Here is a 26,320-nt window from a genome sequence, read left to right on the forward strand (position 1 = left end):
ACTCAAATTGACTGCTCAAGGCCCCGTTTCGGGGCCTTATTTTTATCACGCTAACGAAACACGACATAAGTGCATGAAGCAGTTAAACTAAATGGCAATATATCCAGACCGCAAGGACGCCATGTCAGGACTCTTCTCCAAGACCGCGCAGGCCGTCGGCCGCAACGGACTCTCATACCGACTGCTCTCCTATATTCTGGTGTGCAGTACCGTATTGGCGATGATCATTACGGCGCTTCAGCTTGCCTGGGATTACCGCAAGGATGTTGCCGTCATCGAAGACAGCATCGGCCAGATCGAAGCCTCCTTCCTGCAGCCCATCGCCGCCAGTTTGTGGAACCTGGATGAAGAGCAGGTCAAGGTGCAGATCGAAGGCATCATGAACCTGCCCAACATGCAATTCGTGATGGTCAAGGAGATGCTCGGCAACTCGGAAGTCCCGCTGTTGACCCAGGGGGTCGAACGGGAAAGCTACGACATCTCCCGCGAGTTCAACCTCACCTATCAGGGTGAAGTGGTTGGCAAGCTCTTTGTCGCAGCCTCCCTTGAGCAGATCTATCAGCGCCTTATCGAAAAGTCCGTGCTGATCCTGGTCAGTCAGACCATCAAGACGCTGGTGGTCTCATTCTGCATCCTGATCATCATTTACTATCTGGTGGTTCGTCATCTCAACCGCATCGCCAACTACGCCCAAAAATTCAATCTGGACAGGTTGGCTGTCGAACTGACGCTCGAAGGCCGCCCTCTGCCCCGCAAGAAACCCGATGAACTGGATACCCTGGTCGCAACCCTCAACCAGATGCGAACACGGCTGAACGATGAGTTTGCGGCGCGCCATCAGGCGGCAGAACAGCTGCAACAGGAGCGGGACTTCTCCGCCACCCTGATCAACTCGGCCAACATGGTCATCTGCTGCATGGAGCCGGATCTCAACATCGCCAGCATCAACCCGGCGGCCATACTGCTGACCGGCTACCACCAGCAGGAAATATTGCAGCACAACTGGCTGGATCTGTTTGTCAGCCAGGAGCAGCGGGAAGAGCTGACCCTGGCCCTGGCCGATCACGGCGCCATCGAGGACAAAGAGGTCATCATGCATGACCAGCAGGGCCATGAGCTGGTGCTGCAGTGGACCTTCGCCCCCTTCTACGAAGGGCCCAACCTCAAGTATCTGATCGGATTCGGTTATGACATCACCCGCCTGAAGAAGGTTGAGCGGGAGATCATTCAACTCAACGAGCTGCTGGAAGGCAAGGTGGTGGAACGGACCCGCAGTCTGAGTGATGCCAACAATCAACTGGGCAGGGCCTACGACGATCTGAAACAGGCCCAGCAAACCCTGGTGGAATCGGAAAAAATGGCCTCACTCGGTTCCCTGGTGGCCGGGGTAGCCCACGAGATCAACACCCCTATCGGCATCAGCGTCACCGCCTCCTCCTATCTGCAGGAGCGAGTGGCTGACTTCAAGCTGCACATCGACTCCAAACAGCTGTCGCGCTCTTACCTCAATGAGTTCACCGTCAACCTCGATGAATCCATGCAGTTGCTGCAGAGCAACCTGAGACGCGCCTCGGAGCTTATCGCCAGCTTCAAGCAGGTGGCAGTCGATCAATCATCGGAAGCACGCTACAACTTCAGCCTCGCTGACAACCTGCATCAAGTAGTGGTTTCCCTCGGCCACAAGCTGAAAAAAGCCCAGTGCGAAGTGGATATCCAGTGCGATCCCAAGCTGTCTATCTTCTCTTTCCCCGGCAGCTTTACCCAGATCTATTCCAACCTGATCCTCAACTCCATCAACCATGGTTTTGATAATTGGGACAAGCCCAAGAAGATCACCATCAAGGTGGAACAAGAGGGTGAAGAGCTGCTGATCAACTACAGCGACAACGGCCGCGGCATCCCACCCGAGATATTGCCGCGCATCTTCGACCCCTTTGTCACCTCCAAGCGAGGCCAGGGCGGCAGCGGGCTCGGCACCCACATCATCTACAACCTGGTGGTGCAGTTGCTGAAAGGCCGCATCAGCTGTGCCAGCGAACCGGGCAATGGCGCCCAGTTCCATATTCGCCTGCCAATCCAACATAACTGAGTGCTGGCTCTTGTGAGCCAGCCGCTTTATCCCCATCATGCTGTGATTGCCTTCTTAATGAGCGGAGAATCTCGCAATGGCACAGCATTTTGACTATATCGCCATCGGCGGCGGCAGTGGCGGTATCGCCTCGGCGAATCGGGCTGCCATGTACGGCAAAAAAGTTGCCCTGATTGAAGCCAAAGAGTTGGGGGGAACCTGCGTCAACGTCGGTTGTGTACCGAAGAAAGCCATGTGGTATGCAGGCCAGATCGCCGATGCCCTGAAATATGGCGCCGATTACGGCTTCGATACCACACTCAATCAATTCAGCTGGGCCAAGCTGGTCGAGTCCCGCCAGGCCTACATAGGCCGCATCCATCAGTCCTACCAGAATGTGCTGGGCAAAAACCAGATCACCGTCGTCAAAGGCTTCGCCCGCTTCGTCAATAGCAACACGATCGAGGTCAATGGTGAACAATTCACTGCCGATCACATACTGATCGCCACCGGTGGCCGCCCTGAAGTACCCACTATTCCCGGCGCCGAACTGGGGATCGACTCTGATGGTTTCTTCGATCTGCAGGCGCAGCCCAAGCGGGTTGCCGTGGTCGGTGCTGGCTATATCGCGGTCGAAATTGCTGGCGTGATGCAGGCCCTCGGCAGTGAAACCCATCTGGTGGTTCGCAAACACGCGCCGCTGCGCAACTTCGATCCCATGATCCACGAGACCCTGGTGGAGATCATGGCGCAAGAAGGGCCCAAACTGCACATCCATGCCACTCCCAAAGCGGTAATCAAGAACGCTGATGACAGTCTGACACTGCAGCTGGAAGATGGTCGCCACCTCACGGTCGACTGCCTGATCTGGGCCATTGGCCGCACGCCAGCCACCGACAATCTCAACCTGACAGCAGCCGGCATCGAACTGGACGACAAGGGTTTTATCCCGACCGACAAGTTCCAGAACACCGCCGTCGCCAACGTCTATGCGGTGGGTGACAACACGGGTCGCATCCAGCTGACCCCGGTGGCCGTCGCCGCAGGTCGCCGCCTCTCCGAGCGGTTGTTCAACAACAAGCCCAATGAACACCTTGACTACAATCTGGTGCCGACAGTGGTGTTCAGCCACCCTCCCATTGGCACCATAGGCCTGACCGAGCCGGAGGCCATCGCCGAGTATGGCGAGAGTCAGGTGAAGGTGTACCGCAGCCAGTTCACCGCCATGTATTCGGCACTGACACAGCATCGCCAACCCACTCGTATGAAGCTGGTCTGTGTCGGGCCGGAAGAAAAAGTGGTCGGTCTGCACGGCATCGGCTTTGCCATGGACGAGATCCTGCAAGGCTTCGGCGTCGCCATGAAGATGGGCGCTACCAAGGCGGACTTCGATAACTGCGTGGCCATTCATCCCACCAGCGCGGAAGAGTTCGTGACCATGCGCTAAATGTACGTGAAGCCAGCCTCATCACACCATCAGGCTGGCTTCAATAACTGCGTTGCTATCCCCATCCCACCAGCGCGGAAGAGTTCGTGACCATGCGCTAAATGTGCGTGAAGCCAGCCTCATCACACCATCAGGCTGGCTTCAATAACTGCGTTGCTATCCCCATCCCACCAGCGCGGAAGAGTTCGTGACGATGCGTTAAGCCTCTCGCCCTCTTCCTAGCAACCCGGCCCAGGCCGGTTTTTTTCATGTCCTTCCTTCCGTAGCCCAGTAAAACCCTCGCTTTTTACGCCGATTTTACGCCCACCCCATGCCGCTTTATGGCGCCTTTACGCCTGTTTTACATACCCTTTCAGCGTCAACTACACCAACGGAGTCGATGCTGTCTTACATCGACTCTTGCAGCTAATTATTTCAATGGAGTCGATATGAATTGGCTATATCTGCTGCTGGTCCTCGCCCTTATGGGTTATCTGTTGCGCGCGTTAACGCGCAGCCACGAGTGAGGGATCTGATATGTGGCAAGAATTGATCTATCCGGTAGCCTTTGTGCTGCTGGTCCTGCTGCCAGCACCCCTGCTTGGCAGCTATATATATCGGGTGTTTGAAGGCAAGAGCCGCTGGCTGTCGCCGATCGAGCGCGCCACCCTGGCCTGCTGCGGCACGGACGGACGGGAGCAGGATTGGAAGTCCTACGCCCTCAGCCTGCTGGCCTTCAACGGTGCCAGTTTCGGTCTGCTGTTCCTGATCCTGATGGCACAAGGCCTGCTTCCCCTCAACCCGCAGCAATTGCCAGGGCTGAACTGGGAACTGGCCTTCAACACAGCGGTCAGCTTCATGACCAACACCAACTGGCAAGCCTATTCCGGTGAGGCCAGCCTCTCCTACTTCAGCCAGATGGTGGGGCTTACCACCCAGAACTTCGTCTCCGCCGGTACCGGTGCGACCGTCGCCGTCGCCCTGTTTCGCGGCATCTCCCGCCAGCAGACCATACACCTTGGCAACTTCTGGCAGGATCTCGTGCGCTTCTGCCTCTATGTACTGTTGCCGATGGCGCTGATCATGGCACTGCTGCTGGTGTGGCAGGGTGTGCCCCAGAGCCTGTCTGCCTACCTGCCGTTCCACAGTCTGGAAGGTCAGGAGCAACTGCTGCCACTGGGCCCCGCTGCCTCGCAAATTGCCATCAAGCAGCTAGGTTCCAACGGTGGTGGCTTCTTCGGTGTCAACTCGGCTCACCCGTTCGAGAACCCGACCGCCCTTTCCAACTGGCTGGAGATGGTCGCCCTGCTGACCCTTCCCGCCGCGCTGGTCTGCACTCTGGGCCGTTACGTGAAGGACACGGGCCACGGCCGCGCCATCCTCACCGCCATGGCGTTGCTGTTCGTGCTGGGGCTAAGTCTCTCTGTTACTCAGGAGATGAAGCCGGACCCGAACCTGACTCAACTCACAACTCAGGTGGGCAACTGGGAAGGCAAGGAGAGCCGGTTCGGCCCTGTGCTCTCCAGCATTTGGGAAGTCGCCACCACAGCTGCCTCCAACGGGTCGGTCAACGCCATGCATGACAGCTTCACCCCCCTCGGCGGCATGGTCGGCATGTTCAACATGTTGCTCGGTGAAGTGGTCTTTGGCGGTGTGGGTGCCGGTATCTACGGCATGATGCTGTTCGTGCTGCTGACCGTGTTCCTCTGCGGCCTGATGGTGGGACGCACCCCGACCTATCTGGGCAAGCGCCTCGGTATCACTGAGATGAAATGGGTTGTCGCCAGCATGCTGGTGATGCCAGTCGGGGTATTGGTGATCGGCGGGGTGACACTGCTGATGCCGGATGCCAGCACCATCATAGGTCATGAAGGCCCCCACGGGCTGTCACGGCTGATCTATGCCTATGCCTCGGCCGCGGGTAACAACGGCTCCGCCTTTGCTGGTCTCGCAGCCGCCGATAGCTGGCAATGCATCGCCATCGGCCTAGCCATGCTGCTCGGTCGCTTCGGTTACATCATCCCTGTGCTGGCCATCGCAGGTCAGCTCGCCCGCGCCCCACGCCAGGAAACAGGTGAGAGTGACTTCCCGATCCGCGGCCCGCTGTTCATTACCTTGCTGATCATCACAGTGCTGTTGATTGGTGGCCTCTCCTTCCTGCCGGTACTGGCACTGGGACCGGTAGCCGAGCATCTGAGTCTGATACAGGGAGCGTTCTGATGAACGACGCCAGCGCGATCACATCACAGATGCCAATGGTCAACTATTTGATACTGGGAGCTTTTCAATGAGCAAGTCCATATCCATCACAACCCATGCCGACAAGGTGAAGGGTAAAAAGCAACGCTCGCAAATCGTGCAGGCCATGGCCGAAGCGCTTTACCGCTTCAATCCCAAGGCACTGTTTGGCAGCCCTATTCTGTTCACGCTCTGGCTGGCTGCCGTCATGGCAACCGTGGAGTCCCTGCTGGGGCAACCCTTGTCAGGAGTCGCCCCCAGTCTGGCCTGGCAACTGACCGCCTGGCTGTGGCTGACCCTCTGGTTTGCCAACTTCGCCGAGACCCTGGCCGAAGGTCGTGGCAAGGCGAGAGCCGACAGTCTGAAGGCGGGCATGAGCCAGCTCAAGGCTCGTCGGGTGACCGATGCCAAAGATGGTCAGGGCGAATGGGTGCCTGCCACCAGCCTGCTGAAAGGCGATCTGGTGCTGGTACGCAGCGGCGAGATGATCCCGGCCGATGGTGAAGTGGTCGCCGGTATCGCCTCGGTCAACGAAGCCGCCATCACGGGGGAATCTGCCCCCGTCATCCGCGAATCCGGCACCGACCGCAGTGGTGTGACTGGCAACACCACAGTGGTCTCCGACGAGATCTGGGTACGCGTCAGCAACAATCCGGGTGAAAGCACGCTGGATCGGATGATAGCCCTGGTCGAAGGAGCCAAGCGCCAGAAGACCCCGAACGAGATGGCGCTCGACGCCCTGCTGGTGGGTCTGACCCTGATCTTCCTGCTGGTGGTGGCAACCCTGCCCTGGTTCCTCAACTACAACGGCACCCAGGTACCCAGGCTCTATCTGATCGCCCTCTTCATCACCCTGATACCGACCACCATAGGCGGTCTGCTCTCCGCCATCGGGATCGCCGGCATGGACCGGCTGGTAAAGCTGAACGTAATAGCCAAATCAGGCCGTGCCGTGGAGGCCGCCGGTGACGTGCGCACCCTGTTGCTGGACAAGACAGGCACCATCACCTTCGGTAACCGCATGGCAGACGAGCTGATCCCGGCACTTGGGGTGGATCCCTCACTGCTTGCCCAGGCGGCCATGCTGGCCTCCCTTGGCGACAATACGCCGGAGGGCAAGTCCATCCTGACCCTGGCGGGCAAGAGCATGGCCAAGCCGAGCCAGCTGGAGAGCGACAAGGTGATCCCCTTCAGTGCCGAGACCCGCCTGAGCGGTCTGGATCGCAACGGTCACCAATATCGCAAGGGGGCTGTGGATGCGGTACTCAACTACCTCTCCCTCGACCGCAAGGCAGTGCCAGAGGTAATCCTCAAGTCTGTGGATCACATTGCTCGTCAGGGCGGCACGCCGCTGCTGGTCTGCACTCACGAGAAGCTGCTGGGAGTCGTGTTCCTCAAGGACATCATCAAGCCAGGCATCAAGGCCCGCTTCCAGATCCTGCGTCACATGGGGATCCGTACAGTGATGATCACAGGTGACAACCCGCTGACCGCTGCCGCCATCGCTGCCGAAGCCGGGGTGGATGACTTTATCGCAGAAGCAACGCCGGAGAAGAAGCTGGCTTATATCCGCCAGGAGCAGGCGGACGGACGTCTGGTTGCCATGTGCGGTGACGGTGCCAACGATGCGCCCGCGCTGGCACAGGCTGACGTGGGTCTGGCCATGAACGAGGGTACCCAGGCCGCCAAGGAGGCGGGCAACCTGGTGGATCTCGACTCCAACCCCACCAAGCTGCTGGACGTGGTACTGGTCGGCAAGCAGTTGCTGGTGACCCGGGGAGCATTGACCACCTTCTCCATCGCCAACGACGTGGCCAAGTACTTTGCCATACTGCCGGCTCTGTTCATCGCAGCCTATCCGCAACTGGGTGCGCTGAACCTGATGCAGCTGGGTAGCCCCGAAAGCGCCATCTTGTCGGCCATCATCTTCAACGCCCTGATCATAGTGGCGCTGGTACCGCTGGCCCTGCGCGGTGTCGATCTGAAAGGTTCGGCTGCCAGCCTGCTGCGCCGCAACCTGCTGATCTACGGTGTCGGTGGTTTGCTGGTGCCCTTTATCGGCATCAAGCTGATCGATCTGGTCATTACCGGCCTGGGCTTGGTGTAGGAGCAAGGGCGCAAGGCGCTGAATCCATGGTGTCCATGGCCTGCTGGTGCACCCGATTAATCGGCATCAAGCTGATCGACCTGGTCATTACCGGCCTGGGCTTGGTGTAGGAACAAGGGCACAAGGCGCTGAATCCATGGCGTCCATGGCCTGCTGGTGCACCCGATTAATCGGCATCAAGCTGATCGACCTGGTCATCACAGGCCTGGGTCTGGTGTAACGACATAGCGGGGTGCAAGCCAGGCTTGCATCCCATCAACCTGTTTGGAGCAAGAAAATCATGATCGCAATCAGAACCCTGCTGACCCTGACCCTGTTGCTGGGCGTCGGCTATCCCCTGGCAGTGACAGGTGTGGCCCAGTTGCTGTTTCCCTGGCAGGCCAATGGCAGCCAGTTGACCAACAAGAAGCAAGAGTTTGTCGGCAGCGCCCTGCTGGCGCAGAAATTCGAGCGGGCCGAGTACTTTCATTCCCGTCCTTCCGCCAGTGACTTCGCCACCATAGGTGGCGGCGGCAGCAATCTGGGCGTCAGCTCACCATTGCGTAGCGAGTTCGCCAAGGCACAGGGTGATGTCCAGTCACCCGCCATGCTGACCCGCTCCGGCTCAGGCCTCGACCCCCATCTGCCGGTGGATGCCGTGCTGGCTCAGGTGAACAGAGTGGCCAAGCAGCGAGGGCTGGATCCCGCCTTGCTGACGGAGCAGGTCAAGTCGGCGACACAAGCTGGTATCCTTGGCCCGCAAGTGGTCAATATCCTTCAGCTGAATCTGTTGCTCGATCAGGGCAAGGATGCCTGATGGAGGCAAAGTCCGGCACATGCGGCTGGCGATGACCCACATTTTCGAACTGAGCCAGCGGTTGCTCGATAAGGACAATAATGCGTGATGAGGTAAAGGCGGCAAGTCTGGAGCGGGAGCACCGGGATGCGTGATGAGGCAAGGGCCGACGCCTTGCTGGCGAGCCTGGAGCAAGAACACAAGGGCAAGCTGAAGGTATTCCTCGGTGCCGCACCCGGCGTAGGCAAGACCTACGCCATGCTGCAGGCAGTGCGTGAGCAGGCAAAAGAGGGGGTCGATATCCTGATCGGCGTGGTGGAAACCCACGGCCGTCAGGAGACTCTGGCCCTGCTCGACAAGCTTGCCATCCAGCCACGCAAACTCCATCTCCACCGCCAGCAACGTCTGGAGGAGATGGATCTGGATGCGCTGCTTGCACGCAAACCCGCCATAGTGGTGGTGGATGAGCTGGCCCACAGCAACGCCCCCGGCAGCCGCCACGAAAAACGCTGGCAGGATGTGGAGGAGCTGCTCGGTGCCGGCATCGACGTCTACTCCACCCTCAACGTGCAACACCTCGAGAGCCTCAACGATCTGGTGTGGCAACTGACCGGTGTCAGGGTCAAGGAGACCCTGCCCGATCAGGTGCTGCTGGAGGCCGACAGCATAGTGCTGATCGACCTGCCCCCCAAGGAGTTGCTCGGCCGGCTCAAGGAGGGCAAGGTCTATGTGCCCCATCAGGCCAAGGCCGCCCTGCAATCCTTCTTCTCCCTCAACAACCTGACCGCCTTGCGCGAGCTGGCGATGCAAACCGCCGCCAGCCACGTGGAGGGGGATCTGCAACTGCAGTGGCAAGCCGCAGGCAAGACAACGCTGCCGTTGCGAGGCAAGCTGATGGTTTGCCTCGGCGATCAGCACGGCTCTGCACTGGTGCGTTACGGCCACCGTTTCGCCCAGCGCCGCCAGCTGCCCTGGCTGGTGGTCCACATCGACAGCAAGGGACAACGCTCCGCCGAGCTGGAGCAGGCACTGGCGCTGGCCTCCCACCTTGGTGCCAAGGTGCTGACTCTCTCCAGCCCGGCAGTAGCCAGTACCCTGCTGGAAACGGCCGAGCAGCAACAGGTCTCACAACTGCTGCTCGGCAAACCCCACAAGGCCCCCTGGCGCCGCTCCCTGGTGCAACACCTGCTCAAGCAGGCACAAGGGCTCGAAATCACGCTGGTGGATACCGAGAAGCGCAAACCCGGCATAGGATTGCAACCGCTTCACCCCAAGGACATTCGCCAGAGTCTGCTGGCAGTGACCATAATGGGGCTGACATCGGCTGCCGCCTGGGGACTATCTCACTGGCTGCCCCCTGCCTCCCTGCCGCTGCTGTTCGTGCTGGGGGTGCTGGCGACGGCACTCACCACCAGCCTGGTGCCCGCCATTCTGGCGGCCGTGCTGGGGTTCGTCGGCCATAACCTGCTCTTTACCGCCCCTTATTTTTCACTGAGCGTGGCAAGACACAGTGACCTGCTCACCTTGCTGGTACTGCTTATCGTCGGTATGACGGCAGGACGGCTCGCCTCCCGCCAGCGGCAGCAACTGGTGGGCTTGCGTGAAACCCAGCAGCTCGGCAATGCCCTGCTGTCGCTGAGCCAGGGGCTGGCCACCGCCAGCAGTCCGGAAGAGGTACTCAGGCAAGGCACCCAGGCCATCTCCCTGGCCCTGGCTCAACCCGTCTTTGCCCTCGACCAGCATTATCAACACAGGGCTGGTTCGGAAAAAATTGAGCCTGGCCAGACCGACAAAGCCGCCATCGACTGGTGTCTGGCCCAGAAACAGAGTGCCGGAGCCCACACGGCGACGCTCAATGCCGCCGACGCGCAATATCACCATCTCACCGATGAGCTGGTGCTGGGCATCCTGCTGACCAATCCGCTCTCCTCTTCTGCCGAGCACCAGCTGCAAGCCCTGCTCACCGACATCCGAGCGGCCCTGGCCCGGATCGATCTCAACGAACGGTTGGCCGACAGCCAGTTGCAGGCAGAGACGGATCGGATGCGCGCCGCCCTGCTCTCGTCTGTCTCTCACGACCTGAAAACCCCGCTCGCCACCATAATGGGGGCTGGCAGCACCCTGCTGGAGTACGGTGACAGGATCAGCCCGGAGGATCGCAGCGAACTGCTCCATTCGGTGCAGGACGAGGCCCGCCGCCTGCACAGCTATGTGCAGAACCTGCTGGACATGACCCGCATCGGTTCACCCGACTTCCAGCTGAAACGCGACTGGGTTGACCTGGCCGACCTGGTGGAGAGTGCCCGCAAGCGGCTGGAGTCTTCCTGGCGTCAGCACAAGCTGCTGGTGCACTTCGATCAGCAGATCCCCCAGCTTTATGTGCACGGCGCCCTTATCGAGCAGGTGCTGGTCAATATCCTCGACAATGCCTCCCGCTACTCGCCGGCCGGCACCCCCATAGAGTTCAAGGTGATGCTGGCGGATCCGGACCTCATCCTCGACATCATAGATATCGGGGTCGGCATCGCCGAGTCGGACCGGGACAAGATCTTCAATCTGTTCTACACCCAGCCTGTCGGCGATTGCGGCAGTCGAGGCACCGGGCTTGGCCTCGCCATTTCTCGCGCTATGATAGAGGCCCATGGCGGCCGTATCTGGGCATTCTCCGGTCCCAATGGCAACGGCACCTGCATGCGCATCTCGCTGCCGCTTGCCCTCAACGCACCTGAGGTATAATGGTCCGCATATGGCTCACAGCGATGGCAGAGAGTGCTATTTTCCCTCGCCTCAGCCCTCCCCCAATGTTCGCCTCTGGAGGCTAGATGGCTCACATATTGGTCATAGATGATGAAGCGGCGATTCGCCGCTTTCTGCGTATCAGCCTGATTGCCGAAGGGCATCAGGTCAGCGAGGCGGTAGGGGTCAACGAAGGGCTGGAACTGTATCGCCATCTCAATCCCGATCTGGTGATCCTGGATCTCGGCCTGCCGGATGGGGATGGCATTCAGATACTGCAAGCCATTCGCGAGCATCACCAGAATCCGGTACTGGTACTGTCGGCTCGGGATTCGGAACAGGAGAAGGTGCGACTGCTGGATGCTGGCGCCAACGACTATATGAGCAAGCCGTTCGGCATTGGGGAGATGATGGCCCGCATCCGGGTATTGCTGCGCCAACGGGCCGGAGTCAGCAGCGGCGAACGCCGCCACTTTCCGCAATGTGGCCTGACCCTGGACGCCAGCAGCCACAAGGTGAGCCTGCATGATGAGGAAATTCCCTTGTCTCGCAAGGAGTTTGCCCTGCTGCAGGCGCTGGTGTGCCACCCGGGCAAGCTGGTGATGCAGACCCAGCTGCTCAACGACATCTGGGGGCCAAGCCACAAGGAAGATACCCACTACTTGCGTATCGTCATCGCCAGCCTGCGCAAGAAGCTGGGGGATAATCCCCAACAACCCAGCCTGATTGAAACCGAATCCGGCATCGGCTACCGCTTTATCGGCAGCTGATGTTTCACGTGGAACGCCGTCCGCTGCACAGTACGGCCAAGAGGCCACAGCCAAAGAGCAGCATGCCCAGATCCTGCAAACCGGCCGCCAGTGCCAACCCCAGACTGAGCAACAGGTAGTAGGCCAGCCCGAACAGAGCACCCGCACTGCCTGCCACCTCCCGATAAGTCCGCAAGGCCTGACTGAGCACATTGGGAATGGCGATACCAAAGGCCACGACCACCCCCATCATGGGCAACAGGAACCAGAGCGAATCCTGACTCGTCCACACAGCAACCCCCGCCCCCAGCGCCAGCGACGTGGCCAGCCGGATGAGCGACATCGACTGCCAGCCCTTGCCCAACAAGCGCTTGTTCAGCAGGCTGCCGATCAGAGTCCCTATCGCCAACACCAGGCCGGAATAGCCGAACTCGCTGGCATTCAATCCCAATCCGGCAAACAGAAACGGTGCCAGGCTGTAGTAGCCAAACAGCATGGTATTGAACAGAGCGACCAGCAGGGCGCTGCGCCAGAGCCCTCCATCCCTTGCCATCCGGCACGCCAGTGGCCAGAGAGCCACCCTGGTAGTGATGGCAGGACGGGTTTCAGGCAGACGCCAGCTGGCGATCACCGTCAATCCCAGGGCCAGCACCAGCAAGCCGCTGAAGACACCGAGATAGCCTAACTGCTCGGCCAACAGACCGCCGCTCACCAGCCCCAACACAGGGCTGATGGACAGAGCCACCCCCATCACGGAGAAGACACGGGCCAGATCGCTGCCCTGATAACTGTCACGCAGCATGGTCTGGGTCACGACAGATCCCACGGCGGCGCCAAAGGCCGAGATGATCCGGGCCAGCAGCAGGGTTTCAAACTGGTTGGCCAGCAATGCCAGCAGACTGCCAGCCCCGTAGGTCAGCAGACCGGCCAGCATGGCCGGACGCCGCCCGATCAGATCGCAGAGGCGACCCCAACAGACAACCCCTACCGCAAACGCCAGAAAATAGACCGACAGTGTCTGGGACGCCTGCCCGTCACTCACCCTGAACTGACTGGCAATATGCGTCAGCACAGGGCTGTAGATGGTCTCCACTATCTGGGGAAACATCATCAATCCCACCACCAGCCAGAGCGGTGGCAACTTGTTGTTCATGACAAACCTCCTTGACGAGAGGTTGCCAGTCTAGAGAGATACGAAATGTCTGATTACAATAAGCAAGACTATAAACATCAACAATCAGACATATGGCCTTTATTCTTCCCGATCACCCCTTTGATCCCGACCGCCTGACTGGCAGCGTGATCGGCATAGCCTCTGCACTGGGTTGGCACGACTCAGGCTTGCATCAGCATCAACGCCATCAGCTGTTGTTCGCCCAGGCTGGCTGCATGAGCATAGAGCTGGCCAATCGGGTCTGTCTGCTGCCACCCAGCCGGGCAGCCTGGCTGCCGGCGGGTACGCCCCACAGGGTCTTGATGCGCGGCGTGGTGGCCTACCGATCCCTCTACTTCATGCCACAACCAGAGCTGCCAGCCAGTGTGCAGGTGATCGCTGTCAATCCACTGCTGCGGGAGGTTATAGAGCGAATGGCGCTCTGGTCATGGGATAAACCGGAAGTGGAGCAGAGCCGGACGCTGGCCTTGTTCATGGAGGAGCTGGCGCAAGCGCCGCGACAATCCTGGCAGCTGCCGTTGCCGGCAGACCCTCGCCTGGCAGTCTGGTTACAGGAGGTAAAACGGGGGGACACCCTGCCCGATCGGCTCAACCGGCTGGCCGAACGGGTGGGTGCCAGTGACAAGACCATAGGTCGTATCTTCATGCGGGAAACCGGCATGAGCTATCAGGCATGGCGCCAGCAGTGGCGTCTGCTGCGCGCCATGGAGCTGCTGGCCGAGGCTGTGCCCATCAGTCGGGTAGCGGCTTCGCTGGAGTTCTCCAGCGACAGCGCCTTCATCAGCTTCTTCAAGCAGCATACGGGGCAGACTCCCCTGCGTCATCTCAACTCTCGGGGTGAGTCGCATCGGCCGAGCTAGCTTCCACCACCAGGGTATCCAGCACCAGTGGCTTCAAGTTGCTGAGGGCATCCAGCACCACAGCCCGGGATGCTTCCTGCTGCTGGGCCAGCATCTCCTGTCCCAGTTTGGCGGTATCCAGTTCGGGTCTGGGGTTTTCAGTTGCCATGACATTCAGGCTGAGGGTGCTCATTATCAGGGTGGCGATCAGGGTTTTCATCTGGCTTGCTCCGGTATGGTTGAGATGACCAGATAGCTATTCCAATAGTCGTGCCAACCCTCAAAAAATACATAAGAGTATGAATTTGTTTAAATTTATCTTCTTATGACACCAAGGTACGTCGCACAAAACATCATGTGTGGTCATTTTTAAACCCATTAGTGGTATTTTTTGCCATGCTCGATTATTGAGTCATGTTCCACGTGGAACGTCCCGTTATTTTGATCGACACCCGCTTTTAAACTGAGCTATGGTGCTACATCCCCGTAACTGACTCTGGATCCGTCACCGAATGGAATTTTCCTTGTTCGGCGAGAAGTTCACTCGCCACGCCGGCATTACCCAACTCATGGATGACCTTAATCAGGGGCTGACCAATCCGGACGCCATTATGCTGGGTGGCGGCAATCCGGCTCCGATCCCCTCCATGCTGGAGCGCTTTCAAACCGAAGCCAGAAACCTGCTCGACAATGGCGAACTGGTCAAAGCCATGGCCAACTACGACGGCCCCCAAGGCAAAGACAGGTTCACCAAGGCACTGGCCACCCTGCTCAGCAAGGAGCTCGGCTGGAATATCACGTCCCGCAATATCGCCCTGACCAACGGCAGCCAGAATGCCTTCTTCTACCTGTTCAACCTGCTGGCCGGTGAGTTCGCAGATGGCCGCAAGAAGAAGGTGCTCTTCCCCCTGGCGCCCGAATACATTGGCTATGCCGACTCGGCACTGGCCGATGACTATTTCGTGGCGTACAAACCCACCATAGAGAAACTGCCCGATGGCCAGTTCAAATACCATGTGGATTTCGAAAGTCTGCAGGTGGGTGACGATATCGGCGTGATCTGCGTCTCTCGGCCGACCAATCCAACTGGCAACGTGCTGACCGACGAAGAGATTGAACACCTCGATCAGATCGCCCGCGATAAGGGCATTCCACTGCTGATCGACAATGCCTACGGTGTGCCCTTTCCCGGCATCATCTTCAGCGAGGCCAAGCCGTTCTGGAACGCCAACACCATCCTCTGCATGAGCCTCTCCAAGCTGGGACTGCCAGGCACCCGCTGTGGCATCGTCATCGCCGATGAGAAGATCATCCAGGCCATCACCAACCTGAGCGGCATCATCAACCTGGCGCCGGGCAGCCTGGGGCCCGCCATCACAATCCCCATGATCGAGAGCGGCGAGATCATTGCCCTGAGCGAACAAGTGGTCAAACCCTTCTACAAGCAGAAGGCCGACTTCGCCGTGCAACTGCTGCGAGACGCCATCCCGGACCCGCGCTTCCATATCCACAAGCCGGAAGGCGCCCTCTTCCTCTGGCTCTGGTTCGAAGGCTTGCCGATCCACAGCCAGGAGCTGTATGAACGGTTGAAGGCCAAGAATCTGCTGATCGTGCCTGGTCACTACTTCTTCCCCGGCATTGATGACCCGGAGTGGCGCCACAGCCAGGAGTGCATCCGCCTCAACTACTCCCAGAGCGAGGAGCTGGTGCGCCGTGGCATTGCCATCCTTGCGGACGAAATCAATACTCTCTACGCTCGCTGATCAAGCCTGCCAAAAACAAAAAGGCCTGCAATCGCAGGCCTTTTTCATCTCTTGTCACTTAGTTGGGCAGCGCCAGCTGATCGGGTTTGCCGATCTCGATGGCACGAGGCTTGAGCGCCTCGGGCAGCTCGCGAGCCAGATCTATGGTCAAGAGGCCATGTTCCAGTTTGGCGCCCTGCACCTCAACGTGCTGACTCAGCTTGAAGGCGAGCTCGAAGTCACGCTCTGCGATACCCTGATGGAGGAACTGACGCTCACCGGCAGCGGCCTTGCGCCCCTTCACCTTGAGGGTGCCGTTTTCGGTTTCCAGCTCCAGCTCTTCGCGCTCAAAACCTGCCACCGCTAGCGTGATGCGGTAGCTGTCGTGCTCCCGCTTTTCGATGTTGTAAGGGGGATAGGCTGCTGCTTTCTGTTCAAACAGGCCCTCCAGCTCACGGGCCATCCGCTCAAAGCCGACGGCATTGGAATAGAGATGAGAAAAATCGAGGTTACGCATAATCCTATCCTTCTAATAAGCAACAGGTTTTCATTTCCACAGGCCCGTCATCGGCACCCGGGAAGCTTGGTAAAAATGGATTCAAATCAGGCGTTAGCCGTTGATCTCAATCTTGCGCGGCTTCATCGCCTCGGGTACTTCTCGCATCAGCTCGATGTGCAGCAGGCCATTTTTCAGATCAGCCCCTTTTACTCGCACATAGTCGGCCAGTTGGAAACGACGCTCGAAGCCTCGCTCGGCTATGCCCTGATACAGATAGTTGCGATCGGAATCTGCCTGCTTGCTGCCCTTCACCGTCAGCAGATTTTCCTGGAAACTCAGCTCCAGCTCTTCCTGGGTAAAGCCAGCCACCGCCATGCTGATACGGTAGTCGTTGTCACTCAGCTGCTCGATGTTGTAGGGGGGATAACCGGCATTGCCATTGCTGGCCGCAGATTCGATGAGATTGGCCAGACGATCGAAACCGATGGCAGAACGATAGAGCGGGGAAAAATCGATAGAACGCATAGTATTACCCTCTTGTGAGCGATAACGGATTATTTACCCTCCTGTCGGACGGGCTCCTGGTCGAAACCTCTGTCGAGCGTTCCGGCCTTGTTACCTATATAGGGGCCAGCTTTTTGCTTTCAAGGGCGAAAAATGAAAAATTTTCTGAAACATCAGATGTGGCTCTTAGCTTCCCTTGGCATCTTCTAGTGATAATAAAAGAGGTGAGCATAATCCCCCACCTTGTCCCGGCTCGCCCAAACATGGCACCCTAACCGCAGATCCCAAGGAGCCATGCCATGTCCCGTTCCGAACGCCTGCTGGCCCTGCTCCAGCTGTTGCGTGGTCACCGTTACGCCATCACAGGCACAGAGCTGGCCAGCCAGCTTGGCATCAGTCTGCGCACCCTCTATCGGGATATCGCCACCCTGCAGGCTCAAGGCGCCCATATCGAAGGTGAGCCCGGTATCGGCTATGTGCTGCGCCCTGGCTTCATGCTGCCCCCGCTGATGTTCAGCGAGGAAGAGCTGGAAGCCCTGGTGCTGGGTTCACGCTGGGTCGTCGCGCACTGTGATGAAACCTTGAGTGCATCTGCCAGCAGTGCACTGGCCAAGATAGAGGCTGTGCTGCCTGCCGAATACCGCCAACAGCTCCAGGCCAATGCCCTGCTGATCGGCACCTCCCGCAGCGACTGCCCTGTCGATGAGGCTCCCCTGCGCAGCGCCATCCGCCAGCAGCGCAAGGTGACCCTGAGCTATCGCGATTTGAAAGAGGAGCTATCTGAGCGCACCGTCTGGCCATTTGCTCTCGGCTACTTCGAGCAGGTGCGGGTACTGGTCGCCTGGTGTGAACTGCGGCAGGGCTTTCGCCACTTTCGGGTAGATCGCATCACCCGGATGCAGCTGGAAGATAACCCCTATCCCAAGAGCAGAGAGAGCCTGCTGAAAGAATGGCGTGCTACCCAGCAGATCCCGCAACCAAAACTCATTGCTGACAGAAACTGACAGCAGGTAACGCCATGCTGACGGGGTCGGCGCAAATGCGCCCTCCACCGAATCAAGGAGCGTTACCATGTTGTTAGTCCCACAGTTCACCATTCTCTATGTCGCAAATCCGGCTCGCAGCGCCCTCTTCTATCGCGAGCTGTTTGGCCATCCGCCAGTCGAAGAGTCTCCCACCTTTGCCATGTTCGTGTTCGAGTCGGGCGCCAGGCTGGCGCTCTGGTCCCGTGCCACAGTAGAGCCCGCCGTTACCCAGAGTGCAGGCGCCATGGAGCTGGCCTTCCCTCTGCCTGATGAAGCCAGTGTCGATATGGGCTTGGCCGAGTGGCGGGCTCGCGGCCTGACCATACTCCAGCAGCCAACCAAGATGGAGTTTGGCTACACCGGCATGGCGCTCGATCCGGATGGCCATCGCCTGCGTCTCTACTGCCCGGCGCCCGAGCTGGGCTGATGATAAACAATCACAAGTGTTTGGTTGGCAATGGTCAGCACTGTGTTTCACGTGTAACATCCATGACGATCCGAGATAATCCAGGGCTGGTCGCCATCCCGATGGGAAACGGATAGTGCGATCCCCTGACTGCAGATGTAAAAAAGCCGCTCACAAGGAGCGGCTTTTTGCTGTCTGACTGCGTCGATTAGACGTCGAGGTTGGCCACGCGCAGGGCGTTGGTCTCGATAAAGTCACGACGGGGCTCAACGGCATCACCCATCAGGGTGGAGAAGAGCTGGTCTGCACCAACGGCATCGTCGATGGTGACGCGCAGCATGCGACGGGCTTCCGGATCCATGGTGGTTTCCCACAGCTGATCCGGGTTCATCTCGCCCAACCCTTTATAGCGCTGGATGTAGATGCCACGCTTGCCTTCGCCCATCAGCCAGTCGACCGCTTCCACGAAGTTGGCGATCGGCTTGACCTTCTCGCCACGCTTGATGAAACCACCGTCCTCGATCAGGTTCGCAATCTCCTTGCCCAGCGAGACCAGTTGACGGTACTCGGAGGACTGCAGGAAGTCGTAGCTGATCGCATATTCACGGTCAACCCCGTGCTGACGCACGACGGCGTGCGGCACGAACAGGCTGCGCTCTTCGTCACGACGCACCTGGATCTGGTACTGAATACCGTGGTTGCTCTCGTTGAGCACGGCTTCCATGCCTTGGCACCAGGCCAGCAGCTCGCTTTCACTGGCCAGCAGGGTTTCGTTCAACTCAGGCTGATAGATCAGCTGGGTCAGCACGGCATCCGGAGCGCGGCGGGACATGCGAGTGATCAGGTGAGACACGGCGCGGTGCTGGTTGACCAGACGCTCCAGTGCCTCACCACCGATAGCCGGCGCAGACTCGTTGACATGCAGGGTCGCACCATCCAGCGCCATGGCAGTCTGGTACTGCAGCAGCGCATCTTCGTCTTTCAGATACTGCTCCTGCTTGCCCTTCTTGACCTTGTACAAGGGCGGCTGGGCTATGTAGATGTAGCCACGCTCGATGATTTCCGGCATCTGACGATAGAAGAAGGTCAGCAGCAGGGTACGGATGTGCGCACCATCGACGTCAGCATCCGTCATGATGATGATGTTGTGGTAACGCAGCTTGTCCGGGTTGTACTCGTCACGACCGATACCACAGCCCAGGGCTGTGATCAGGGTGCCCACCTCTTGCGAGGAGATCATCTTGTCGAAACGGGCCTTCTCCACGTTCAGGATCTTGCCCTTGAGCGGCAGTATGGCCTGGTTCTTCCGGTTGCGACCCTGCTTGGCGGAACCGCCAGCAGAGTCCCCTTCCACTATGTAGAGTTCGGAGAGGGCCGGGTCTTTCTCCTGGCAGTCGGCCAGCTTGCCGGGCAGACCGGCGATATCCAGCGCACCCTTGCGGCGAGTCAGTTCGCGGGCCTTGCGGGCCGCTTCACGGGCACGGGCCGCATCGATGATCTTGTTGACCACGATCTTGGCATCGCCCGGGTTTTCCAGCAGGAACTCGCCGAGCTTCTCACCCATCGCCTGTTCAACGGCGGTCTTCACTTCGGAAGAGACCAGTTTGTCCTTGGTCTGGGAGGAGAACTTGGGATCCGGTACCTTGACCGAGATGACCGCAATCAGACCTTCACGCACGTCGTCGCCGCTGGCGGCCGACTTGGCCTTCTTGCTGTAATCCTCTTTGTCCATATAGGTGTTGAGGGTACGGGTCAGCGCAGTACGGAAACCCACCAGGTGAGTACCGCCATCCCGCTGCGGGATGTTGTTGGTGAAGCAGTAAACCCCTTCCTGATAGGCATCGTTCCACTGCATGGCGACTTCGACACCGATGCCGTCCTGCTCTGTGGAGAAGTGGAATACCTTGGGGTGGATCGGGGTCTTGTTCTGGTTCAGGTATTCAACGAACGCCTTGATACCGCCCTCATAGCAGAAATGCACCTCGCGGCCATCACGCTCGTCCTGCAGACGGATGGAGACACCGGAGTTGAGGAAGGAGAGCTCACGCAGACGCTTGGCCAGGATCTCATAGTGATACAGGGTATCGGTGAAGATGGTCGGGCTCGGCCAGAAGCGCACTTCGGTACCCGTGCCGCTGCTGCTGTCGCCAATCTGCTTGAGCGGCGCCACAGGCTCGCCCAGGTGATAGGTCTGCTCGTAGACATGGCCGTTGCGACGTATGGTCAGCAACAGCTTGTCAGAGAGGGCGTTAACAACTGAGACGCCCACACCGTGCAGGCCGCCTGACACCTTGTAGGAGTTGTCATCGAATTTACCGCCGGCGTGCAGCACAGTCATGATGACTTCTGCGGCGGAGCGGCCCTCTTCCTCGTGCATGTCTACCGGGATACCCCGGCCATTGTCACGCACGGATACGGAACCGTCGGAATGGATCTTGACCAGAATATCGGAGCAGTAGCCAGCAAGAGCCTCGTCAATGGAGTTATCGACGACCTCAAACACCATGTGGTGCAGACCTGAGCCATCATCCGTATCGCCGATGTACATCCCCGGGCGCTTCCGGACCGCATCCAGGCCCTTCAGTACTTTGATATTCGAGGAGTCGTAAGTATTTTCACTCATAGCTTACTCTCTGCCTTCTCTAACGTTTCGGAGATCTTGCCTTGTTCCACGTGGAACAACTTGCAGTCATTCGCATCCATCATGTCTGCGAGCTGACCGGTGTCGATGGCGGTGATAAACACCTGAGAACCGCACTGCTTCAGCCTTGTGGCCAGCAAACGGCGCTTGTCGACATCCAGTTCAGAGGCAAAATCGTCAATTAAAAAAATACAGCCACGGCTGCTATGTTGATTCAAATAGAGCCCTTGGGCCAGTCGCATGGCACAGACCAACAACTTCAGCTGACCCCTGGACAAAATATCCTGAGCAGGCACACCGTTCGCCTTGAGTCGCACATCGGCCTTCTGTGGGCCTACCCCTGTGTAACCCAGCGTACGATCCCGCTCAAACCCCGCCTCCAGCAAGTCGCCGAGGGGGGTATCTTTCTCCCAGCCCCGATAGAAACCGAGACTGATGTCGAATTCGGGCAGAAAATCTGCCGTCATCTCCTTGATCAGGGGCGTAATGGCCTGACAATAACTGGCGCGAAACTCGGCCAGTTCACCCCCGAGCCGCACCAGCTCCTGATCCCAGAACGCCAACTGGCGATACTGGGTGCTCTGGCGCAACAGCGCATTGCGCTGTTTCAACAGACGCCGCACTCGTCCCCACAGGGAGAAAAAGGTCGGTTCCTGATGGAAAACGCCCCAATCCAGCCAGGCCCGGCGAGCCTGGGGCCCGCCCGTCAGCAGGTTGAAGCCATCGGGATGGATCAACTGCACCGGCAACAGCTCGGCCAGATCGGCCAGTCGCTGGGCCTGAGCCCCGGCGATCTTGAGCTGGGTCTCGCCACTCTTGTCCTTGGCGAGCCCGATGGGCACCTGACGCCCCTCCAGTTCACACTGGGCAAACAGGGTAAAGGCCCGCTCCCCCTGGCGGATAACCCGCCCGGTCAGGTGAGTACGAAAGGAGCGACCGAGACCAAGATAGTGAATGGCTTCCAGCACGCTGGTCTTGCCGCTGCCATTGCACCCGACCAGGATATTGAGACCGGGGGACAGCTTGAGACTGGCCTGCTGGATATTGCGAAAGTCGCTGAGCTGGAGTTTGACCAGAGACACGACTAGATCCGCATCGGCATCACCACGTACTGAGCATCCTGATGATCAAAATCCTCAATAATGGCACTGCTGATGGAATCGCTCAGGCTAATCCGAATTTGGTCACATTTTAACGTATTCAGCACGTCCAGCACATAAGAGACGTTGAAACCTATCTCCATCTCGCTGGCTTCGTATTGTACGTCAAGCAGCTCTTCGGCTTCTTCCTGTTCCGGGTTGTTGGCGGTAATGCGCAGCAGGTTTTCCTGCAGATTGAGACGCACCCCACGGAATTTCTCGTTGGAGAGGATGGCGGCGCGGGCGAATGCCTGACGCAGATCCTCACGACCGGCAATCAGGGCCTTGTCGCTGTTGCGCGGAATAACCCGACGCCAATCAGGGAAGCGGCCATCCACCAGCTTGGAGGTGAAGATGAAGCCGTCCAGCGCGGCGCGCAGGTTGCTGCGACCAATCTGCAGCCTTACCGGCTTGTCTTCCGCTTCCAGCAAGCGCACCAGCTCAAGCACACCTTTACGGGGCAGGATAACCTGATGATCGGGCAGCGATTCTTCCACTACCTCGCGACGGCAGGTGGCCAAACGGTGGCCATCGGTCGCCACGGTACGCAGACCGTGGCCCTCGCTCTCGAACAGCATGCCGTTCAGGTAGTAACGCACGTCCTGGCTCGCCATGGAGAACTGGGTCGCATCGATCAGCTTCTTCAACTCCAGCTGGCCAATGTCGAATTCGAGCACGGATTCCCAATCCTCGATATTCGGATATTCACTGGCAGGCAGGGTCGACAGGTTGAAACGGGAACGACCGGAACGGATGATCAGGCGCTCGCCTTCGGTGTTGAGGCGAATGTCCGCCCCTTCCGGCAGGCCACGGCAGATATCCAGCAGCTTGCGCGCCGGCACAGTGGTGCGGCCATCCTGGCTCTCATTATTGAGATAGACCTGACCTATCATCTCGACTTCCAGGTCAGTCCCGGTCAGCGACAGCAGACCCTGGCTGACATCAAGCAGGACATTGCCGAGGATCGGCAGGGTCGGCCGGCCACCCAGGGCACCGGACACCAGTTGCAGAGGACGTAACAGGGCCTCACGGCTAATTTCGAGCTGCATCTGTGCTCTCCGTTGTTATCAGGACGAAAGGTTTCGGATCAGGTTGGAATATTCGCGCTGCATCTGTCCACTCACCGTCATATCAGGAAGAGAGGGTTCGGATCAGGTTGGAATAGTCCTCCTTGATGTCGTGACTCTCCTCCTTCAGCTGCTCTATCTTGCGGCAGGCATGAAGAACGGTAGTGTGGTCACGGCCACCAAAGGCATCACCTATCTCCGGCAAACTGTGGTTGGTCAGCTCCTTGGCCAGTGCCATCGCCAGCTGACGCGGACGGGCAACGGAGCGTGAGCGGCGTTTGGACAGCAGATCCGCCAGCTTGATCTTGTAATACTCAGCCACCGTCTTCTGGATGTTGTCGATGGTGACCAGCTTCTCCTGTAATGCCAAGAGGTCGCGCAGCGCTTCGCGCACGAAATCGATATTGATGGCACGGCCGGTGAAGTTGGCGTTGGCGATCACCCGGTTGAGAGCGCCTTCCAGTTCACGAACGTTGGATCGCAGACGCTTGGCGATGAAGAAGGCCACTTCGTCCGGCAGGTGGATCTGGTTCTCATCCGCCTTGCGCATCAGGATGGCGACGCGGGTCTCCAGCTCCGGCGGCTCGATCGCTACCGTCAGGCCCCAGCCGAAGCGGGACTTGAGACGATCCTCGACACCGTTGATCTCCTTCGGATAGCGATCCGAGGTCAGGATGATCTGCTGGTTACCTTCAAGCAGCGCATTGAAGGTATGGAAGAACTCCTCCTGAGAGCGCTCCTTGTTGGCGAAGAACTGGATGTCATCGATGAGCAGGGCATCGACGCTACGGTAATAACGCTTGAACTCTTCAATGGCGTTATTCTGCAGCGCCTTCACCATATCCTGCACAAACCGCTCGGAGTGCATGTAGATGACTTTGGCGTCCTTCTTGCGCTCCTTGATAGCGTTGCCAACGGCATGCAGCAGGTGGGTTTTGCCCAGACCGGTGCCGCCATATAGGAACAGAGGATTGTAAGCGCCACCCGGGTTGTCGGCTACCTGACGGGCAGCCGCACGGGCCAACTGGTTGGACTTACCCTCGACGAAGTTCTCGAAGGTATAGTTCACGTTGGTGTTGCTCTTGTGGTTCGGCTCAGGCTTGGCGTCAGCCTTGCTTTCCCAGCTCTTCTGCAAGTTATTCACAGGCGCAGCACCCCGCGCCGGCGCTCTTGCGATCGCAACGGGATGGGGACGATTACCTATATCAAAACGCAGGGTGGGGCCATCGACCCCACAGAGTTCATTGATGATGCCATTAACCCGGATGAGATACTTGTCTCGTACCCAGTCCAGAACAAAGCGATTCGGTGCATACAGGGTCAGAGTATTGTCACTCAACTCCGCTTGAAGCGGCCGGATCCACATGCTGAATTCTGCCGAGGGCAACTCATCTTGCAGCCGGTTAAGGCACTGCTGCCATAGCGAAGCAGTCACTCTAAACTCCCGTCAATTGATTAACTAAAGACCGGCTATTCTACGTTTTTAGCGGCTGGATCTCTAGCCGCCACCTCGTGGATCCGGCAAATAAGATCCTTGACTTTCAAGGATCCAGCACCGATGAATCTGATTTCATCCCCAAAGTTACCCACAGCCTGATCCCACCCGGACGGCCCCGGGGATCCTGACCTTAACCGGTTATTTTATATAACCAAATATCATTTATTCTTTGGGTTTTATTCCAATAACATCAACGCAAATCCAGTCATTACAACTAAAAATACAGAACAACAGAGAGAGGAATCCCCATGACATCATCCATCAAGCTGGTCTCCGGTGCCGCCATTCTGCTGGCCGCCCTGTCCGGTCAAGCCATCGCCCAGGAAACCATCAAGGTCGGCATGTCCGGCAAATATTTCCCGTTCACCTTCGTCAAGCAGGACAAGCTGCAGGGCTTCGAGGTGGATATGTGGAACCAGATCGGTGAGCGCACCGGCTACAAGGTCGAGTTCGTGACCGCCAGCTTCTCCGGCCTGTTCGGCATGCTGGAAACCGGCCGCGTCGATACCATCTCCAACCAGATCACCATCACTGACGAGCGCAAGGCCAAGTACGCCTTCTCCCAGCCCTACGTCTATGACGGCGCCCAGATAGTGGTCCGCAAGGGCAACAGCACCATCCACGGCATCAAGGATCTGGAAGGCAAGACGGTTGCCGTCAACCTGGGTTCCAACTTCGAAGAGCTGCTGCGCAAGAACGACCCGAACAAGAAGATCGATATCCGCACCTATGACTCCAGCTTCGAGCAGGATGTCGCCCTGGGTCGCATCGATGCTTTCGTGATGGACCGCGTCTCCACCGCCCAGCTGATCAAGGAATCCAAGCTGCCGCTGCAACAGGCTGGTGCACCGTTCGAGACCATTGAGAACGCCCTGCCCTTCCTGAAGACGCCTGAAAAGCAGGCTCTGCTGAAGAAGGTCGACGACGCCCTGACCGCCATGCGAAAAGATGGTGCCCTGCGTCAAATCTCCGAGAAATGGTTCGCAGCTGACATCACCGACAAATAAATGATGGAATTTGACCTCGAGTACACACTAGGGCTGTTCCCCATCCTGCTCAAATACCTGGGCACCACGATGGAAATGGCCCTGTGGGGATTCGTCTTGGCACTCGTACTGTCGCTGACCCTGGCGATAGTGCGGGTGTTTCGCATCCCCGTGATCCACTGGCTGGCGATGCTCTATATCTCGTTCTTTCGGGGTACACCGCTACTCGTTCAGCTGTTCCTGCTCTACTACGGACTGCCGCAACTGTTCCCCGTCTTCGTGGGAATGGATGCCTTTACCGCCGCCATCGTCGGCCTGACCCTGCACTTCGCCGCCTACATGGCAGAGTCGATCCGTGCCGCCATCCTGGGTATTCACAAGAGTCAGATGGAAGCGGCGCTCAGTATCGGCATGAGCCGCTATCAGGCTATGCGGCGGATCATATTGCCGCAGGCGGCACGCATAGCGACCCCGTCGCTGATGAACTATTTCATCGACATGATCAAGAGCACCTCGCTGGCATTCACCCTGGGAGTGGCCGAGATCATGGGCAAGGCGCAGATGGAAGCCTCCTCCTCCTTCAAGTTCTTCGAAAGCTTCATGGCGGTGGCCCTGGTCTACTGGGTGGTGGTCATCATCTTCACCCGCTTGCAGCACCTGCTGGAAGTGCGCCTGAACCGTGCCTATTAAAGGAAGTCTGC

Annotated in this window: 21 protein-coding genes; 13 read left to right on the forward strand and 8 right to left on the reverse strand. The window is 58.5% G+C overall.

Annotated elements, in window-relative coordinates; translation table 11 throughout:
* The first annotated feature begins 91 nt into the window (after nt 1-91).
* From GWQ27_RS12425 to GWQ27_RS12455, 7 genes are all read left to right on the forward strand, one after another.
* Nucleotides 92-2,089 (forward strand): ATP-binding protein, encoded by a 1,998-nt coding sequence (locus tag GWQ27_RS12425; protein ID WP_059112352.1) that lies wholly within the window; start codon nt 92-94, stop codon nt 2,087-2,089.
* 76 nt (nt 2,090-2,165) lie between these two features.
* Nucleotides 2,166-3,515: a glutathione-disulfide reductase gene (gorA, locus tag GWQ27_RS12430; RefSeq protein ID WP_265463065.1), complete on the forward strand. Its 1,350-nt coding sequence runs from the start codon at nt 2,166-2,168 to the stop codon at nt 3,513-3,515.
* A 516-nt stretch (nt 3,516-4,031) separates the two neighbouring features.
* Nucleotides 4,032-5,714 (forward strand): potassium-transporting ATPase subunit KdpA, encoded by a 1,683-nt coding sequence (kdpA, locus tag GWQ27_RS12435; RefSeq protein ID WP_275907490.1) that lies wholly within the window; start codon nt 4,032-4,034, stop codon nt 5,712-5,714.
* 67 nt (nt 5,715-5,781) lie between these two features.
* Entirely contained in the window at nt 5,782-7,839 is a 2,058-nt protein-coding gene (kdpB, locus tag GWQ27_RS12440) for a potassium-transporting ATPase subunit KdpB (protein WP_275907491.1), read from the forward strand.
* Between the two features lie 280 nt (nt 7,840-8,119).
* The gene (locus GWQ27_RS12445; protein ID WP_219598115.1) at nt 8,120-8,635 is read left to right on the forward strand and encodes a potassium-transporting ATPase subunit C; all 516 of its coding nucleotides are present in this window, start codon (nt 8,120-8,122) and stop codon (nt 8,633-8,635) included.
* 126 nt (nt 8,636-8,761) lie between these two features.
* Nucleotides 8,762-11,350: a sensor histidine kinase KdpD gene (locus GWQ27_RS12450; RefSeq protein ID WP_275907492.1), complete on the forward strand. Its 2,589-nt coding sequence runs from the start codon at nt 8,762-8,764 to the stop codon at nt 11,348-11,350.
* Between the two features lie 86 nt (nt 11,351-11,436).
* Nucleotides 11,437-12,120, forward strand: a complete 684-nt coding sequence (locus tag GWQ27_RS12455) for a response regulator transcription factor (protein ID WP_058395532.1) — start codon at nt 11,437-11,439, stop codon at nt 12,118-12,120.
* Between the two features lie 4 nt (nt 12,121-12,124).
* Here the strand turns inward: GWQ27_RS12455 and GWQ27_RS12460 are convergent, their stop codons facing one another.
* Nucleotides 12,125-13,252, reverse strand: coding sequence for a multidrug effflux MFS transporter (locus GWQ27_RS12460; RefSeq protein ID WP_275907493.1), 1,128 nt, complete (start codon nt 13,250-13,252; stop codon nt 12,125-12,127).
* Nucleotides 13,253-13,344: 92 nt separating this feature from the next.
* On the opposite strand from GWQ27_RS12460, the gene GWQ27_RS12465 reads away from it, so the two are divergent.
* Nucleotides 13,345-14,133, forward strand: a complete 789-nt coding sequence (locus GWQ27_RS12465) for a helix-turn-helix transcriptional regulator (RefSeq protein WP_265463063.1) — start codon at nt 13,345-13,347, stop codon at nt 14,131-14,133.
* On the opposite strand, the gene GWQ27_RS12470 is transcribed toward GWQ27_RS12465, so the two are convergent.
* Complete coding sequence (locus GWQ27_RS12470) at nt 14,099-14,332, reverse strand: hypothetical protein (RefSeq protein ID WP_219598113.1); 234 nt, start codon at nt 14,330-14,332, stop codon at nt 14,099-14,101. The genes GWQ27_RS12465 and GWQ27_RS12470 overlap by 35 nt on opposite strands.
* A 292-nt stretch (nt 14,333-14,624) precedes the next feature.
* On the opposite strand from GWQ27_RS12470, the gene GWQ27_RS12475 reads away from it, so the two are divergent.
* A complete protein-coding gene (locus GWQ27_RS12475; RefSeq protein WP_275907494.1) occupies nt 14,625-15,875 on the forward strand; it encodes a valine--pyruvate transaminase in 1,251 nt (416 codons plus the stop codon).
* 58 nt (nt 15,876-15,933) lie between these two features.
* Here GWQ27_RS12475 and GWQ27_RS12480 read toward each other — a convergent pair whose 3' ends face one another.
* Nucleotides 15,934-16,371 (reverse strand): Hsp20 family protein, encoded by a 438-nt coding sequence (locus GWQ27_RS12480; protein WP_058395536.1) that lies wholly within the window; start codon nt 16,369-16,371, stop codon nt 15,934-15,936.
* Between the two features lie 93 nt (nt 16,372-16,464).
* Nucleotides 16,465-16,878: an Hsp20 family protein gene (locus GWQ27_RS12485; RefSeq protein ID WP_169047132.1), complete on the reverse strand. Its 414-nt coding sequence runs from the start codon at nt 16,876-16,878 to the stop codon at nt 16,465-16,467.
* A gap of 278 nt (nt 16,879-17,156) precedes the next feature.
* Here GWQ27_RS12485 and GWQ27_RS12490 point away from each other — a divergent pair, with 278 nt between their 5' ends.
* Both GWQ27_RS12490 and GWQ27_RS12495 read left to right on the forward strand, forming a co-directional pair.
* Nucleotides 17,157-17,861, forward strand: coding sequence for a YafY family protein (locus tag GWQ27_RS12490; RefSeq protein ID WP_275907495.1), 705 nt, complete (start codon nt 17,157-17,159; stop codon nt 17,859-17,861).
* A gap of 70 nt (nt 17,862-17,931) precedes the next feature.
* Nucleotides 17,932-18,309: a VOC family protein gene (locus GWQ27_RS12495; protein ID WP_275907523.1), complete on the forward strand. Its 378-nt coding sequence runs from the start codon at nt 17,932-17,934 to the stop codon at nt 18,307-18,309.
* A 187-nt stretch (nt 18,310-18,496) separates the two neighbouring features.
* On the opposite strand, the gene gyrB is transcribed toward GWQ27_RS12495, so the two are convergent.
* The 4 genes from gyrB to dnaA form a co-directional block, all read right to left on the reverse strand.
* Nucleotides 18,497-20,911, reverse strand: coding sequence for a DNA topoisomerase (ATP-hydrolyzing) subunit B (gene gyrB, locus GWQ27_RS12500; RefSeq protein WP_275907496.1), 2,415 nt, complete (start codon nt 20,909-20,911; stop codon nt 18,497-18,499).
* Nucleotides 20,908-22,011: a DNA replication/repair protein RecF gene (gene recF, locus GWQ27_RS12505; RefSeq protein ID WP_011898202.1), complete on the reverse strand. Its 1,104-nt coding sequence runs from the start codon at nt 22,009-22,011 to the stop codon at nt 20,908-20,910. Before recF ends, gyrB begins: the two co-directional genes overlap by 4 nt.
* Nucleotides 22,012-22,013: 2 nt before the next feature.
* The gene (dnaN, locus tag GWQ27_RS12510; protein ID WP_005319542.1) at nt 22,014-23,117 is read right to left on the reverse strand and encodes a DNA polymerase III subunit beta; all 1,104 of its coding nucleotides are present in this window, start codon (nt 23,115-23,117) and stop codon (nt 22,014-22,016) included.
* 82 nt (nt 23,118-23,199) lie between these two features.
* Nucleotides 23,200-24,570, reverse strand: a complete 1,371-nt coding sequence (gene dnaA / locus GWQ27_RS12515) for a chromosomal replication initiator protein DnaA (protein WP_005319544.1) — start codon at nt 24,568-24,570, stop codon at nt 23,200-23,202.
* Between the two features lie 311 nt (nt 24,571-24,881).
* Here dnaA and GWQ27_RS12520 point away from each other — a divergent pair, with 311 nt between their 5' ends.
* Complete coding sequence (locus GWQ27_RS12520; protein WP_005319547.1) at nt 24,882-25,640, forward strand: amino acid ABC transporter substrate-binding protein; 759 nt, start codon at nt 24,882-24,884, stop codon at nt 25,638-25,640.
* Nucleotides 25,641-26,309, forward strand: coding sequence for an amino acid ABC transporter permease (locus GWQ27_RS12525; protein ID WP_087756815.1), 669 nt, complete (start codon nt 25,641-25,643; stop codon nt 26,307-26,309).
* Nucleotides 26,310-26,320 lie beyond the last annotated feature (11 nt).

Origin of the sequence: Aeromonas sp. 5HA1, assembly GCF_029237245.1 — a bacterium.
In the GTDB taxonomy this organism is placed as follows: Bacteria; Pseudomonadota; Gammaproteobacteria; order Enterobacterales; family Aeromonadaceae; genus Aeromonas; species Aeromonas salmonicida.